We start from the raw sequence: 14311 nt of genomic DNA, 5'->3' as shown, positions 1-14311 counted from the left end.
CGACGATGGAAAAGGGCTTCACGATCATCGAACTGCTGGTCACGCTCGCGATCCTCGCCGCGCTCGCGATGGTCGCCGCGCCCCTCGTGCAGATCGCCGCGCAGCGCAACCGGGAGGACGAGTTCAGGCGCGCGCTGTGGAGCATCCGCGACGCGATCGACGCCTACAAGAAAGCCGGCGACGACGGCAAGATCGACCGTCCCGTCGGCGAGACGGGCTATCCGGCGAAGCTTGCAACGCTCGTCGAAGGCGTCGTCGACAAGACGAGTCCGACGCACGCGCGCATCTACTTTCTGCGCCGCGTGCCGCGCGACCCGATGTGCGACTGCCCGAGCCGCTCCGACGACGCGACCTGGGGCAAGCGCAGCTACGCGAGCCCGCCCGATTCGCCGAGCGAAGGCGACGACGTCTACGACGTCTATTCGCTCTCCGAAGGCACCGGTCTCAACGGCGTTCCCTATCGAAAGTGGTGAGAGCCATGTGGAAGAAGGCGCTGCGCGCATTCACGCTGATCGAGTTGCTGGTCGTGCTGGCGATCATCGCGACCTTGCTCACGCTCGTCGTGCCGCGCTACTTCGGCCAGGCGGACAAGGCGAAGGAAACCGTGCTGCATCAGAACCTCGCCGCGATGCGCGATTCCATCGACCGCTTTCGCGCGGATCAGGGGCGCTATCCGCAATCGCTCGATGAGCTCGTGCAGAAGCGCTATCTGCGCGAGATACCGATGGACCCGGTCGCGGGCAATCGCACCGCATGGACGACCGAGCCGCCCGCCGACGGCACACCCGGCGTCTACAACGTGCGCAGCGGCGCGAAAGGCAAGGGCAAGGATGGCAGCGATTACAGCGCGTGGTGAGCGGCGCGGCGGCGCACGTCGAAAGCGCGAGCGCGGCTTCGGCATGTTGTGGGCGCTGATGTGCGTCGCGCTGATCTCCATCTATCTGATGGCGGTCGGCACCGTATGGACCACGCAAATCCAGCGCGTGAAGGAAGACGAGCTGCTGCGCCGCGGCGACGCGATCCGCCGGGCGATCGAGGCTTACGTCAAGGCCGACAAGAGCGGCGCGTTCCCGAAGCGCTTCGACGATCTGCTGCGCGATCCGCGCGCGTCATACGTGCAGCGCTATCTGCGCGAGGCCTATGCCGATCCGATGACCAACGACGGCCCGTGGCAGGAGATTCGCGGGCCGGACGGCGAGTTATACGGCGTGTACAGCGCATCGAACGAAGCGCCGCTCAAGAAGGACGGATTTTCCGACAGCGATGCGAGCTTCGGGCTGCAGACGAGCATTTCGGAATGGAAGTTCACGTACTACCCGGAAAAGAACATGAGCCGACGGTAGCCGACTTCAATCGTCCGGCGCGCATCCGGACCTTCACGCTGGAGAGACTGAGATGACATCGATTCGAAGAAAGCTGGCATTGCTGCCGGCCGCGCTGATGCTTCAGGCGGGTCTGACGTTCGCGCAGCAGGCCTGGACCGAGGGCACGACCTATTCGGCGGGCACGACAGTCACGTACAACGGACGCGTCTATCAGGCTTTGCAGACGCATACGGCTTATCCCGGCGCGGGATGGAATCCGGCTGCGTCGCCGACGTTGTGGAAGGATGTCGGCGCGGCGGGGACGCCTGCGCCGGCTCCGGCTCCGACGCCTGTGCCGGTTCCTGCTCCGGTTCCGGTTCCGACTCCGACGCCTGTTCCGACGCCCGCGCCGACGCCGACGCCGGTTCCGACACCAACGCCGACACCAACGCCAACGCCAACGCCAACGCCGACACCAACACCGTCCGGCTGCTACACGGCGTGGTCCGCGAGTCAGGTTTATGCGCAGGCGAACACGCGCGTGACGTACAACGGGCGGAACTATCGAAACAAGTGGTGGACGCAGGGCGACAATCCCGCGCAATCGGGCGCGTATGGCGTGTGGGAAGACCTCGGCGCGTGCAGCGGCGCAACGCCGAGCCCGACGCCCGTTCCTACGCCTACGCCTGTTCCTGCGCCTGTTCCTGCGCCGACGCCTGTTCCTGCGCCGACGCCTGTTCCTGCGCCGACGCCTGTTCCGACTCCAACGCCCACGCCGACTCCGGTGCCGGTGCCCACGCCGACGCCGACGCCCGTACCTGTGCCCACTCCGGTTCCGACGCCAACCCCAACGCCAACGCCAACGCCAACGCCAACCCCCGCGTCCTACAAACCTCAAATCACCTACATCCCCGCGCCCGCCGATTACCCGACGCAGGCCCAGTTCAACGCGTCCGAGAAAGCGCTGATCGACCAATCCGGCGGCCAGATCGCGACGCTGCGCGACGCCCTGCGCGTGCTGCCCGACGACGAAGTCAACGCCGTCGTGCCGAAACGCGCCGCCAATCCGTCGAACGTGAAGCGCGTCGAAGCGATCATCCCCGAAGCGAAGTTCGACGCGCTCTTCCCTGTACGCAACATCGCTTATTCGTACGTGAACTTCCTGCGCGGCATCGCTAAATTCCCGGCCTACTGCGGCGACTACACGGACGGACGCGACGCCGACGCCATCTGTCGCAAGCTGCTCGCCACATCGTTCGCGCACTTCGTGCAGGAAACCGGCGCGAACTGGAATTCGCTGACGCCGGCGCAAGCGCGCTCGAACGACGCCGAGCACAACAACCCGGTACTCGCGACGATGCCGCAAAACACGCCGATTCCCTTCTGGCAGCAAGGGCTGTGGTTCCTGCGCGAATCGGGATACACGGAAGGCTCGGCGGTCGGCGCGTATCAGCAGTGCATCCCCGGCTCGCACGCGACGAACTGGATCTTCTATCCGTGCGCGAAGAATGCCTCGGGCAAGTATCTCGACTACTTCGGGCGCGGCGCGAAGCAGCTCTCGTGGAACTACAACTTCGGCCCGTTCTCGCAGGCGCTGTATGGCGACGTCAACATCCTGCTCGACAATCCCGGACGCGTCGCGGATACGTGGCTCAACTTCGCATCCGCGATCTGGTTCGCCGTGACGCCGCAAACGCCCAAGCCGCCGATGACCTGGGCCGTCGACGGAACCTGGAAGCCGAACGCCGTCGATATTGGCAACAACATGAAGCCGGGCTTCGGCGCGACGGTGTTCATCATCAACGGCGGGATCGAGTGCGGCGGCGGCGGCGCGGAAAAATCGCAGGTGACGAACCGCATCAACGCGTACAAGGAGTTCACGCGCGAGCTGGGCGTGACCATTCCCGCCGACGAACCGCTCGGCTGCGCCAACATGAAAGGCTTCAACGAAGGCTCGGCCGCCGCGATCAAGGCGTATCTCGACAAGGACTATTCGTGGATCAACGGCAAGCCGGCGACGGGATGCAAGCTGGTCGACTATCAGATGCCCTTCTCGCTCATCAATCCGGGCGATTACAAGGCGTGCACGGACTACTTCTTCCGCGGCAAGGTGACATACAACGGCAAGGTCGAAGTCGACAACACGAAGTAAGCGCCGGCGCGCTCCATCGCGGCAACATCCGCGCGAGGGAACGCGTGAAGCGTTCAGCGCCCGTCGCGATAACGCGCGGCGAGCGTCTTCACGCGCGACACATACGTGCGCGTCTCGTTGTATGGCGGCACGCCGTTGTAGCGATCGACGGCCGCCTCGCCGCTGTTGTACGCGGCCAGCGCGAGATCGAGATTGTTGTTGAAGCGCCTGAGCAGCCACGACAGATACTGCACGCCGCCGCGAATGTTTTGCGCCGCGTCGAACGGATCGCCGACGTTGAAGCGCGTCGCCGTCGCCGGCATCAGTTGCATGAGGCCCTGCGCGCCCGCGCGGGAGATCGCGTTCGCGCGATACGCCGATTCCGCGTGAATCACCGCGCGCACGAGCGCGCTGTCGACGTTGAACGACGCGGCGGCGGCATCGATTTCGCGTCCGTAGGAACGCGTGTCGAGCGCGAGCCCCGCAACGTTGACGTCATCGGCGGGCGAGCACAGATTGCACGTCTCCATGAAACGCAACTCGATGACCGTTACGTTCGCCGCAACGCCGGCCGGTTTCCTGGACACGAAGTGGCGCACGCCGTCTTCGACATAGCTGTAGATGCGCGCCGTGGTCTGACGTCGCGTGAGCGGCGCGGCGGGCGGCGCGGCCGACGCCATCGATGCGGATGACGCTGCAGGCGGCGTCCACTGCCAGTTCATGTTCACGCGGATGCACCTTGCGTTTTCGATGCGCGTGCTGACATACGTGACCGTGTTGTCATCGGACTCGCAGCGCAGCATCGACGCGGCGCGCGCGCGCTCGCCAAGCGCGAGGCATCCGATCGCCAGCAACACGGCGATCGCACGGCGCCCTTCGATCCTTAACGATGCGCTTCGCATGGCGCGATTCATCCCTCATCCGACACGGCCCGATGCCGCGCCTTGAGAAAGCATAGTTCGCTTTGCGCGAGCCGCGCGGCTGTTTCAATCGCGCCGTTGTTATTCAGATGCTTTTGTGCTTCCATGAAAGGACCGATCGTTTAGTGATACTCGGAAAGCCGCCATGAGCACGATTCCCCGCTTCGATTCGACATGGAAGAACTGGCTCGACGACAACATCCGCCGCGGCTGCACGCATCAGTCGCTGATCGACGCGATGATCGCCGCGGCGTTCCATCCGAACACCGCGCGCCTGCTGCTCGCGCGCCATCTTGCCGGCGACGCGCCTCAAGCCGACGATGAAACATCGCCCGACTATCTCTACGGCACGCCGATGCTGCCGCAGGCGCGCGTGCTGACCGCGAGCGATCGATCCGCGCCCAAGGTCTTCAGCAGCGAACAGCCGGTGATCGCGCTCGTCGCCGACGTGCTCGACGACACCGAATGCGACCGGCTGATCGAGATCGGCCGCGAGCATGTGCAGCGCTCGTCCGTCGTCGATCCCGATTCGGGCAAGGAGATCACCATCGAAGAACGCAGGAGCGAAGGCGCGTTCGTCAATGCATCGACGGATGCGCTCGTCGAAACGATCGACCGAAGGATCGCCGAACTGTTTCGCCAGCCGGTAGAGAACGGCGAGGATCTGCATATCCTTCGATACGGCATGGGCGGCGAATATCGCCCGCATTACGACTACTTCCCCGAAGAGCAGGCCGGCAGCAAACATCACATGCAGCGCGGCGGGCAGCGTATCGCGACGGTCATCCTCTATCTCAACGAAGTCGAGCAAGGCGGCGACACGACGTTTCCGGACATCGGACTCGCGATTCATCCGCGGCGCGGCAGCGCGCTCTATTTCGAATACGTCAACGAACTCGGACAAAGCGATCCGAAAACGCTGCACGCGGGCACGCCCGTCGAAAAAGGCGAGAAGTGGATCGCGACGAAGTGGATCCGGCGCGGGCGTTTTCGCGCTGAAGCATGAGACTTGCGCGACGCCTCGATGCGGGCGCCGCGCTCCCCCTCCCTCATTTGCAGGCTCCGACTTTTTCCCAGGCGCCGTCCGAGTTCGTCGCCGGATCGGCGTTGGCGCTCCACCACTTGTTGCGATAGTTCATGCCGTTGTAGCTGACCGTCGTGCCCGCGGTCGCGTAGGTCTTGCTCGCGCTCCACGGCGCGGCGCACGCGAGCAACGTCTGTCCCGAACACGCGCCCAGGTCCTGCCACGATTTGCCGCTGCCCGAATTGCGCGAGGGATCGTCGGAGTTCTCCCAGCGCGCGCTGTAGTTGCGGCCACTCACCGATACGTTTTCCTTCGCCTTGTAGATCGTGCCCGACTGCCACGCGATGGCGCATGTCGCGCCTCCTGCGCTGGGTGAGGGGGCGGGGGTTGGTGTCGGCGTTGGCGCCGGTGCGGGCGTAGGTGTTGGCGTTGGCGTTGGCGTAGGCGTTGGCGTTGGCGTTGGCGTGGGCGTTGGCGTGGGCGCAGGTGAAGGCGTCGGCGTCGGTGAAGGCGCGGGTGCCGGCGCGCCGGTGTAATCGACCGCGAAGTTGTAGTCCTGCGGACTGTCGACGTAGATGCGGTTCGCCGACATCGTCTTCTGCGGCACGATGTTGCCGTTGTTGTCGATCAGCCCCAGCCGCACATGCTTCGCATCCGAGTTGACCTTCTGCGCCATCGCATACACCCAGTCCGCAGCGGCCGTCGTCTGCGCCGTCACCGTATAGCTGATCGATTCCAGATCGTGCCCGTCCGCATCGAAGACCCGCAGCGTGATCTTCATGCCCGCCGGTTGATCCAGCGCCGTCGTCGGGATCGGACGCATCTCGCGCCAGGTCGTGCGCGCGCCGTTGATGACCACGTCGCTGCACGCATAGAACGCTTCGGCGCTGTCGTTGCGCTGCCAGATCGTGTAAATGATCCGCCTGCCCGTTTTGCCCGCGGGCAGCTTGCATTGCAGCTTGTAGCGCCCGTTGTCGAGCGTCGCGCTGTTGAGTTCGCAGAACGGCTTGCTGTCGAGATCGGACCATTTCAACGGCTGATTGAAATCGTAGCCGTCCGAGGTCATGTACATCTGGAAGTAGCGCGTGACGTGCGGCGCGGTCGCGTACCAGACGAATGTGTAGTTTCCGCTCAGATCGGCCGAGATCGTCGTGGCCGGCCAGTCGCTTCGGCCGAGATCCAGACCGTAGTAGTTGGTCTTGCCGCCGCTGCACAGATGCCCGTCGGGCACGAAAGCCTTGTGATCGCCATTGGGCAGTTGATTCACGCCAGCCCAGTCGTACAGAAACGACGGCCCCGCCACCGCGACCGCAGCCTTGCACGGCGCCGACGTCGGGCTTTCCGGGCCCTCGAGGTAGCACGAATAGACGCGGCTGATCGGCGTCTCGATCGTACCGTGCGCCGACACCGCACACGGCACGGCCAACGGAAGCAGCACGAACCTCAATTTCCACTTCTCAGCGAACATGACAATCCCCTTTTTTGATTTGCTTCGCATATCTAATTCAAATGGTCGAACCGCGCCCGATCGCTCTTCATTCTAGAAGGCGCAATCGGGATGAGTTAGCACGAAGATGCTCCGTGCCGGCAGCCAGTGATTCGCGGCACGCATCAATCTCAATAACGCCCGCGACATGACCACAACAAGCGAAACACCGCGCCTGCCTATCTCAATTAAGAGTCGTCTCATTCAGTCTTAATCGCGTATTCCCTATGATTCATCCATGTCCTCGCGACGCCAGCGCGATTCAGCATCAGTCATCTTTTCGATCTCAGGAGTGTTCCTCATGCGTAACCTGTTCAAGAAAGCCGCCGTCATTGCCATCGTTGCAAGCGCCGCCACGCTCGGCGCCGTCGGTTCGCAGAATGCATTCGCCGCCACGAGCAAGACCGCGACTTTCGACGTCACGCTGACGGTTCAGGACGATTGCTCGATCGCCGCCAATCCGCTCGATTTCGGCAGCACCGGCGTCCTCACGCAGAACATCGATCAGAACGCCAGCCTGTCGGTCACCTGCACCAAGGGCACGCCCTACACCGTCGCCCTCGACGCGGGCACGGCCACCGGTTCGGCCATATCGGATCGCAAGATGGGCAACGCAGCAGGCGACGCATTCGTCTCGTTCAACCTGTATCGCGATATCGCCCGCACGCAGGTCTGGGGCAACACGGCGGACACCGACACGGTCGCGGGCACCGGCGACGGCGGCGCGCAAACCATCCCGGTCTATGGCCGCGTGCCGACGCAGAACACGCCCGCGGCTGGCGCGTATTCGTCGACCATCACCGCGACGGTCGTGTTCTCAACCTCGCATCGCGCCGCAAGCATCTCGCACTCAGCGCGACGCTTGCTTGTTCGCAGATAAATCTATATCAATGGGATAGTCGGGATGACATAAGGAGACCGACGATGCCCACCTTGCTACCGCGCGTCTGCGCGGTTTTTCTCTTTCTGCAATGCTCCGCGACGCTCGCCGCTTCATTGCAAATCTCCCCGGTAACGATCCAGCTCACTGCCGCGGAGAACGGCAAAGTCATCAACCTGAGCAACGGCGGCGACGAACCGATCCACGCTCAAGTGCGCGCGTTCGTCTGGGATCAGGCCGATGAACAGGACAAGCTGACGCCGACGCGCGAGATCGTCGCGAGCCCGCCTATCGCCGAAGTGGCCGCGGGCGGACAGCAGGTCATCCGCGTGATTCGCTCGAGCATGGAGCCGTTGCAGCAGGAGCGCGCGTATCGTCTGCTCATCGATGAATTGCCGCCCGAAGGCGCTACCGCCGGTGCGAACGTTCAGTTTCGCTTTCGATATTCTGTACCACTATTTATTTCGCCAGCCGGTGAAGCGGGCAAGCCGAAGCTGCAATGGAGCATCGTCGAGAGAAACGGCAAGCCGTTTCTGCTCGTCTCGAACAGCGGGGCGATCCATGCGCAGTTGAGCGCGGTATCGCTGAAAAACGGCGGCGCGGACATTCCGATTTCCGCGGGCCTGCTCGGCTACGTCCTGCCGGGCCGCGTGCGCGCGTGGGCGCTGCCCGCCGCCGCGAGCGCCTTGCGCGGCAAGCCGGCGGACGTCGCGGCGACGGTCAACGGCTCGGCCGTCACGGAGCGGCTCGGCGAGAGCGGCGGACCTTGATCGCTTGCGCATCGCCGCGAGCATGTCCTCGTCCGCCGACACCGCCAGGAAAACGCCGGGCCGGAAAGCTCGCGTCGCGCTGACGCTCGTTCTCGTGTCGGAAGCGGCGATCGCGCAGGTCGACATCACCGGCGGCGGCTCGCCCGCCGAACTGCCGAGCCTCTCGGGCGCAGCGCGCGGGGAGCCCTTCGGCGCGTTCGCCGAAACGAATCAGCAACTCGTGCTCGAGATCGTCATCAACGGAACGAATCTCGGCGAGCCGTCGGAGTTCGAACTGCGTCACGGCCAACTTTATGCCGAGCCGCACACGCTCGGAGCCGCGGGCATCCGCGTGAGCGATTTGAAACCGGACGCCGATGGCTGGCTCGCGCTGTCGTCGATTCCCGGCTTGCGCGCGACGTATGCGCCCGCGCGCCAGCAGGCGATTCTCGACGTCGACGAAGCGCGCCAGACCACACGCAAGATCGGCTACAGGCTGCCGGTCACGCCGAAGGCGACGTCAGGCACCGGCTTCCTGATGAACTACGACGTGAGTTACACGCGCGAATACGGCGAGGACAGCGAAAACAGCATCGGCGTGTGGAGCGAGCAGCGCCTCTTCACGCCCTTCGGCGTGTTCGACAACACCGGCACCTGGATCAACGCGGACGGCGGCTCGAACCGATACACGCGGCTCGACACGAACTGGAGCTACTCGAATCCCGCGAAACTTTTCACGATGACGGTCGGCGATTCGGTATCGGGATCGCTGCCGTGGTCGCGCTCCGTGCGCTTCGGCGGATTCCAGATCCAGCGCGACTTCACGCTGAGGCCCGACCTCATCACGTTTCCCCTGCCGATGTTCTCCGCCTCGGCCGCCGTGCCTTCCGCCGTCGATCTCTACGTCAACGGCCTGCGCCAGTACAGCGGCGAAGTCGCGCCCGGGCCGTTCCAGATCGCGCAGGCGCCGAGCCTGAACGGCGCGGGCGTCGCACAAATCGTCGTCACCGATGCGCTCGGTCGCCGCGTCACGACGAGCGTGCCGCTCTATATCGATGCGCGGCTCTTGTCGAAGGGATTGTTCAACTATTCGTTCGAACTCGGCTTCCTGCGCGACAACTACACGGTCGAGTCTTTCGACTACGAGCGTTCGCCCATCTATAGCGGCGTGTTCAGCTATGGCGTCAGCGACTGGCTGACCTTGCAGGCGCACGCCGAAGGCGGCCAGGGACTCGTCAACGGCGGCGCGGGCGCGGTGATCGGCACCGGCGGCTTCGGCGTGTTCAGCACGGCGGCGGCCGCGAGCAAGGTCGACGGTATGACCGGTTCGCTCTACAGCCTCGGCTATCAGTACATCGGGCCGAAGTTTTCCGTCAGTCTGCAGGGCACGCAGGCGTCGAGCGGCTATCGCGATGTCGCGTCGCTTACGGGCACGTCGACGTTTCAGCATGTCTATCAGGCGACGGCGTCGGTTTCGTTCCTGCGCACGCAATCGGCGACGATGAGCTACGTCGATTCCGAGGACAGCTTTTCCGGGCACGCGCGCGTCCTTACGCTCGCGTACAACGCGCAGTTCGGGCGGCGCTGGTCGCTCTTCGCGACGGCGTACCGCGACTTCCTGCAGAAGAACGTGTGGGGCGGATCGATCGGCGTGACGGTCGCGCTCGGCGGCAACATGGCGGTCAGCACGACGCTCGCGCAATCGGGCGGCCACTCGACGGCGGACGTCACCGCGTCGCGTCCGGCCGATTTCAGCGGCGGATGGGGCTGGACGGTGCAGGCGGGCGCGGGCGCGGATTATCGGCATGGGTTCGCGGGCGCGAACTATCGTGCGAGCTTCGGGGAATTCCAGGCGACGGCGCAGCGCTTCAACGGCACGACGACGGGCACCGCCGAGATGACCGGCGCGATCGCCATCATGGACGGCGCGGTGCTGCCCGCGCGCACGATCACGGATGGCTTCGCGCTCGTCTCCACCGACGGCGTCGCGGGCGTGCCGGTGAGCCAGGAGAACCGCAAGGTCGGCGTCACGAATTCGGGCGGCCATCTGCTGGTGCCGGATCTGCAGTCGTATCAGCGCAATCAGATCGCGATCGATCCGCTCGCCTTGCCCGCCGATGCGCGTATCGAAACGACGAAGCTCAACGTCGCGCCCGAACGGCGCTCGGGCGTGCTCGCGCGCTTCGGGATGTCGCGGTATCAGGGCGCGTCGGTGAGTTTCGTCGATGCGGGCGGCGCGCCGATCAAGGAAGGCGCTGCCGCGACCAACGAGAGCACGGGCGAAACGGCGATCGTCGGCTTCGACGGCCTCGCGTTCTTCAACAAGCTCGACGCCGCTAACACGGTGACGATTCGCGGACACGGCGCGAGCTGTTCCGCGCAGGTGCCGTTCGACGCCGCGTCGTCACACGAGTTGCCGCAGATCGGGCCGTTCGTCTGTCGCGGCAACGGAGGATGAATCATGCGAACGCGATCGTGGATACGAAGAGGCGCGGTCATCGTCGTCGCGATGTTTGCGCTGCTCGCGCTGCCGAAAGCGTCGCGGGCGCAGATGTGTTCGTTTTCCGTCGGCTACACGGATTTCGGCGAATACGACACGACCTATTCGGAGCCGACGGAGGTCGTCGGCGCGGTCATCATGTATTGCACCGGCTACACGACGCCGATGGTGCGCATGTGCCTGAACATCAGCACGACGTCGCCGCGCGTGCTGACCGGCCCGAACGGCGCGACGCTCGACTACAACCTATACGTCGATCCGGATCATGTGAGCGTGTGGGGCTCGATTCTCAACCCGTCGACGACGCCGTACATCATCGACCTGCCTGTGCATCCGAGCGGCAAGGTGTGGGCACAGGAGCCGTTCTACGGGCGGATTCCGCCGAATCAGCAGGTCGGATTGGGGACGTACACGCAGACGTTCACCGCCGCCGACACGTATTTCGTCTATGTGGGCTACAGCGGCACGCCGCCGAGTTGCAGCACGGCGACCGCGCCGTACAAGTCGGCGGCGTTCAACGTATCGGTCAACGTGGCGAACAACTGCAACATCTCCGCGACGCCGATGGCGTTCGGCACGCAGAGTTCTTTTCAGGAGCCGCTCGAGGCGACGAGCCGCATCACCGCGACCTGCACGTCGGGCGCGTCGTACAACATTGCGCTGAACGGAGGCACGTCGGACGGCGGCGCGATCACTGGGCGCAAGCTCACACGGGTGGGTGGGACCGAGACAATCGACTATCAGCTGTACATCGACCCTTCGCATACCGTCCCGTGGGGCGACGGCACGTCCGGGACTGTGATGGGCAACGGCGTCGGTACGGGCGTCGCCTACACCTTCACCGTCTATGGGCAAGTGCCTGCGCAATCGGCCCCACGGCCCGGCCCCTATCGCGACACGATCACCGCATTCATTATTTTTTGATGCGGCTCGTGATCGCCACGGCGTGCACTCAATCCCGCACGCAATCCACGAAATACTCGATCCGTCCGTTGATCATCTCGCCGACCAGCCCGTGAATATCCGTATGGAATCCCGGGAAGCGCTCGTTGAACTCGCGCGCGAAACGCAGGTAATCCACGATCGTGCGATTGAAACGCTCGCCCGGAATCAGCAACGGAATGCCCGGCGGATACGGCGTCAAAAGAATCGACGTCACGCGTCCTTCCAGTTCGTCGATAGGCACGCGATCGATCTCGCGGTGCGCGAGCTTCGCGAACGCCTCGGACGGCTTCATCGCCGGCTCCATGCTCGACAGATACATCTCCGTCGTCAGGCGCGCGATGTTGTTCGCGCGATAGACGCTGTGAATCTGCTCGCATAGATCGCGCAGACCGATGCGCTCGTAAGACGGATGCTGCGCGACGAACTCCGGCAGCACGCGCCACAGCGGCTGATTGTTGTCGTAGTCGTCCTTGAACTGCTGAAGCTCCGTGACCATCGAGTTCCAGCGGCCCTTCGTGATGCCGATCGTGAACATGATGAAGAACGAGTAAAGCCCCGTCTTCTCCACGATGATGCCGTGCTCCGCCAGATACTTCGTCACGATCGCGGCCGGAATGCCGGTCTCGCCGAATTCGCCGTCGACGTCGAGTCCCGGCGTGATGATCGTCGCCTTGATCGGATCGAGCATGTTGAAGCCTTCCGCGAGCGCGCCGAAACCGTGCCAGCGGTCGTTGGGCTTCAGCACCCAGTCCTCGCGATCGCCGATGCCCTCTTCCGCCAGCGCGTCCGGGCCCCAGACCTTGAAGAACCAGTCGTCGCCGTATTCGGCATCGACCTTGCGCATCGCGCGGCGGAAATCGACCGCTTCCGCAATCGACTCCTCGACGAGCGCCTCGCCGCCCGGCGCTTCCATCATCGCGGCCGCGACGTCGCACGACGCGATGATCGCGTATTGCGGCGACGTGGACGTGTGCATCAGATACGCCTCGTTGAAACGATGACGGTCGAACGTGCTGTTCTCGCTGTCCTGCACGAGAATCTGCGACGCCTGCGAAATGCCCGCGAGCAGTTTGTGCGTGGAGTGCGTCGCGAACACGAGCGCGCCCGTGCGCGGACGGCCCGCGCCGATCGCGTGCATGTCCTGATAGAACGAGTGGAACTCGGCGTGCGGCAGCCAGGCTTCGTCGAAGTGCAGCGTGTCGAGCATGTCGCCGAGCAGATCCTTGATCATCTCGACGTTGTAGATCACGCCGTCGTACGTGCTCTGCGTGATCGTCAGAATGCGCGGCTTGATCTTCGGGTTCTTCGCCAGCGCCTCGCGCGCGAACGGATTCGCCTCGATCTTCCTGCGGATATTCTCCGGCTTGAACTCGTCGCGCGGAATCGGTCCGATGATGCCGAAGTGATTGCGCGTCGGCGTGAGGAACACGGGGATCGCGCCCGTCATCGTGATCGCGTGCAGGATCGACTTGTGGCAGTTGCGATCGACCAGCACGATATCGCCCGGCGCGACGGTCGCATGCCACACGATCTTGTTCGACGTCGACGTGCCGTTGGTCACGAAGAAGAGATGATCCGCGCCGAAGATGCGCGCCGCGTTACGCTCCGACGCCGCGACCGGGCCGGTGTGATCCAGCAGCTGACCCAGTTCCTCGACCGCGTTGCAGACGTCCGCGCGCAGCATGTTTTCGCCGAAGAACTGATGGAACATCTGCCCGAGCGGATTCTTCAGGAATGCCACGCCGCCCGAGTGCCCCGGACAGTGCCACGAATACGAGCCTTCGTCCGCGTACTGCACGAGCTCCTTGAAGAACGGCGGCGCGAGCGCATCGAGATACACCTTCGCCTCGCGAATGATGTGACGCGCCACGAACTCCGGCGTGTCCTCGAACATGTGGATGAAGCCGTGCAGTTCGCGCAGGATGTCGTTCGGCAGATGGCGCGACGTGCGCGTTTCGCCGTACAGGAAGATGGGGATATCGGCGTTGCGCTTGCGCACCGCGGTGATGAACGCGCGCAAGGCGACGATGGCCGTCGCCAGTTCCGGCGTATCGCCTTCTACGACGACGTTGTCCGCGTAAGGCAGCAATTCCTCGTCGTCGATCGACAAAATGAAACACGATGCGCGGCTCGACTGCTGCGCGAACGCGGCGAGATCGCCGTAACTCGTCAGGCCGAGGACTTCGGCGCCTTCCTTTTCGATCGCTTCTGCGAGCGCCCGGATGCCGGAACCCGAAATGTTTTCGGAGCGAAAGTCTTCGTCGATGATGACGACGGGGAAGCGGAACTTCATGGGGCGAATCTCCAAATGGAAACGACCGCTGCCCGAGTCGCAATCTCGGGGCCAGCGGTCTTTCGACAAGCTTGTAACG

At 64.1% G+C, this 14311-nt stretch carries 11 protein-coding genes and 1 pseudogene; 9 read left to right on the top strand and 3 right to left on the bottom strand.

The annotated features are described in order from the left end of the window. Positions 1 to 5 precede the first annotated feature (5 nt). From NCS67_RS02860 to NCS67_RS02845, 4 genes are read left to right on the top strand one after another with little or no spacing between them, the layout of a single operon-like run. Positions 6 to 473 (top strand): type II secretion system protein, encoded by a 468-nt coding sequence (locus NCS67_RS02860; protein WP_008351029.1) that lies wholly within the window; start codon positions 6 to 8, stop codon positions 471 to 473. 5 nt (positions 474 to 478) lie between these two features. Beyond that, positions 479 to 856, top strand: a complete 378-nt coding sequence (locus NCS67_RS02855; RefSeq protein ID WP_008351031.1) for a type II secretion system protein — start codon at positions 479 to 481, stop codon at positions 854 to 856. Further along, on the top strand, positions 831 to 1343 hold the full coding sequence (locus NCS67_RS02850) for a type II secretion system protein (protein WP_008351032.1): 513 nt from the start codon (positions 831 to 833) through the stop codon (positions 1341 to 1343). The genes NCS67_RS02855 and NCS67_RS02850 overlap by 26 nt, the downstream gene beginning before the upstream one ends. A gap of 52 nt (positions 1344 to 1395) precedes the next feature. After that, a complete protein-coding gene (locus NCS67_RS02845; protein ID WP_250434085.1) occupies positions 1396 to 3456 on the top strand; it encodes a glycoside hydrolase family 19 protein in 2061 nt (686 codons plus the stop codon). A 53-nt stretch (positions 3457 to 3509) separates the two neighbouring features. Here the strand turns inward: NCS67_RS02845 and NCS67_RS02840 are convergent, their stop codons facing one another. Continuing rightward, the gene (locus tag NCS67_RS02840; protein WP_250434083.1) at positions 3510 to 4349 is read right to left on the bottom strand and encodes a lytic transglycosylase domain-containing protein; all 840 of its coding nucleotides are present in this window, start codon (positions 4347 to 4349) and stop codon (positions 3510 to 3512) included. 151 nt (positions 4350 to 4500) lie between these two features. Between NCS67_RS02840 and NCS67_RS02835 the strand changes: the two genes are divergently transcribed. Then, positions 4501 to 5361: a 2OG-Fe(II) oxygenase gene (locus NCS67_RS02835; RefSeq protein ID WP_008351040.1), complete on the top strand. Its 861-nt coding sequence runs from the start codon at positions 4501 to 4503 to the stop codon at positions 5359 to 5361. Between the two features lie 43 nt (positions 5362 to 5404). Here NCS67_RS02835 and NCS67_RS02830 read toward each other — a convergent pair whose 3' ends face one another. Beyond that, entirely contained in the window at positions 5405 to 6847 is a 1443-nt protein-coding gene (locus NCS67_RS02830) for a lytic polysaccharide monooxygenase (protein WP_250434081.1), read from the bottom strand. Between the two features lie 319 nt (positions 6848 to 7166). On the opposite strand from NCS67_RS02830, the pseudogene NCS67_RS02825 reads away from it, so the two are divergent. From NCS67_RS02825 to NCS67_RS02810, 4 genes and pseudogenes are all read left to right on the top strand, one after another. Then, positions 7167 to 7682 (top strand): annotated as a pseudogene (locus NCS67_RS02825) (Csu type fimbrial protein); the annotation flags it as partial. Between the two features lie 107 nt (positions 7683 to 7789). Beyond that, positions 7790 to 8515: a fimbrial biogenesis chaperone gene (locus NCS67_RS02820; RefSeq protein ID WP_250434076.1), complete on the top strand. Its 726-nt coding sequence runs from the start codon at positions 7790 to 7792 to the stop codon at positions 8513 to 8515. A gap of 22 nt (positions 8516 to 8537) precedes the next feature. Continuing rightward, a complete protein-coding gene (locus NCS67_RS02815; protein WP_250434066.1) occupies positions 8538 to 10952 on the top strand; it encodes a fimbria/pilus outer membrane usher protein in 2415 nt (804 codons plus the stop codon). Positions 10953 to 10955: 3 nt separating this feature from the next. Further along, complete coding sequence (locus NCS67_RS02810) at positions 10956 to 11918, top strand: Csu type fimbrial protein (protein WP_008351048.1); 963 nt, start codon at positions 10956 to 10958, stop codon at positions 11916 to 11918. A gap of 28 nt (positions 11919 to 11946) precedes the next feature. On the opposite strand, the gene NCS67_RS02805 is transcribed toward NCS67_RS02810, so the two are convergent. Further along, on the bottom strand, positions 11947 to 14232 hold the full coding sequence (locus tag NCS67_RS02805) for an arginine/lysine/ornithine decarboxylase (protein ID WP_008351050.1): 2286 nt from the start codon (positions 14230 to 14232) through the stop codon (positions 11947 to 11949). Positions 14233 to 14311 lie beyond the last annotated feature (79 nt).

Origin of the sequence: Caballeronia sp. ATUFL_F2_KS9A, from assembly GCF_023630765.1 — a bacterium.
In the GTDB taxonomy this organism is placed as follows: domain Bacteria; phylum Pseudomonadota; class Gammaproteobacteria; order Burkholderiales; family Burkholderiaceae; genus Caballeronia; species Caballeronia zhejiangensis.
This window is presented reverse-complemented; position numbering and strand designations above follow the sequence as displayed.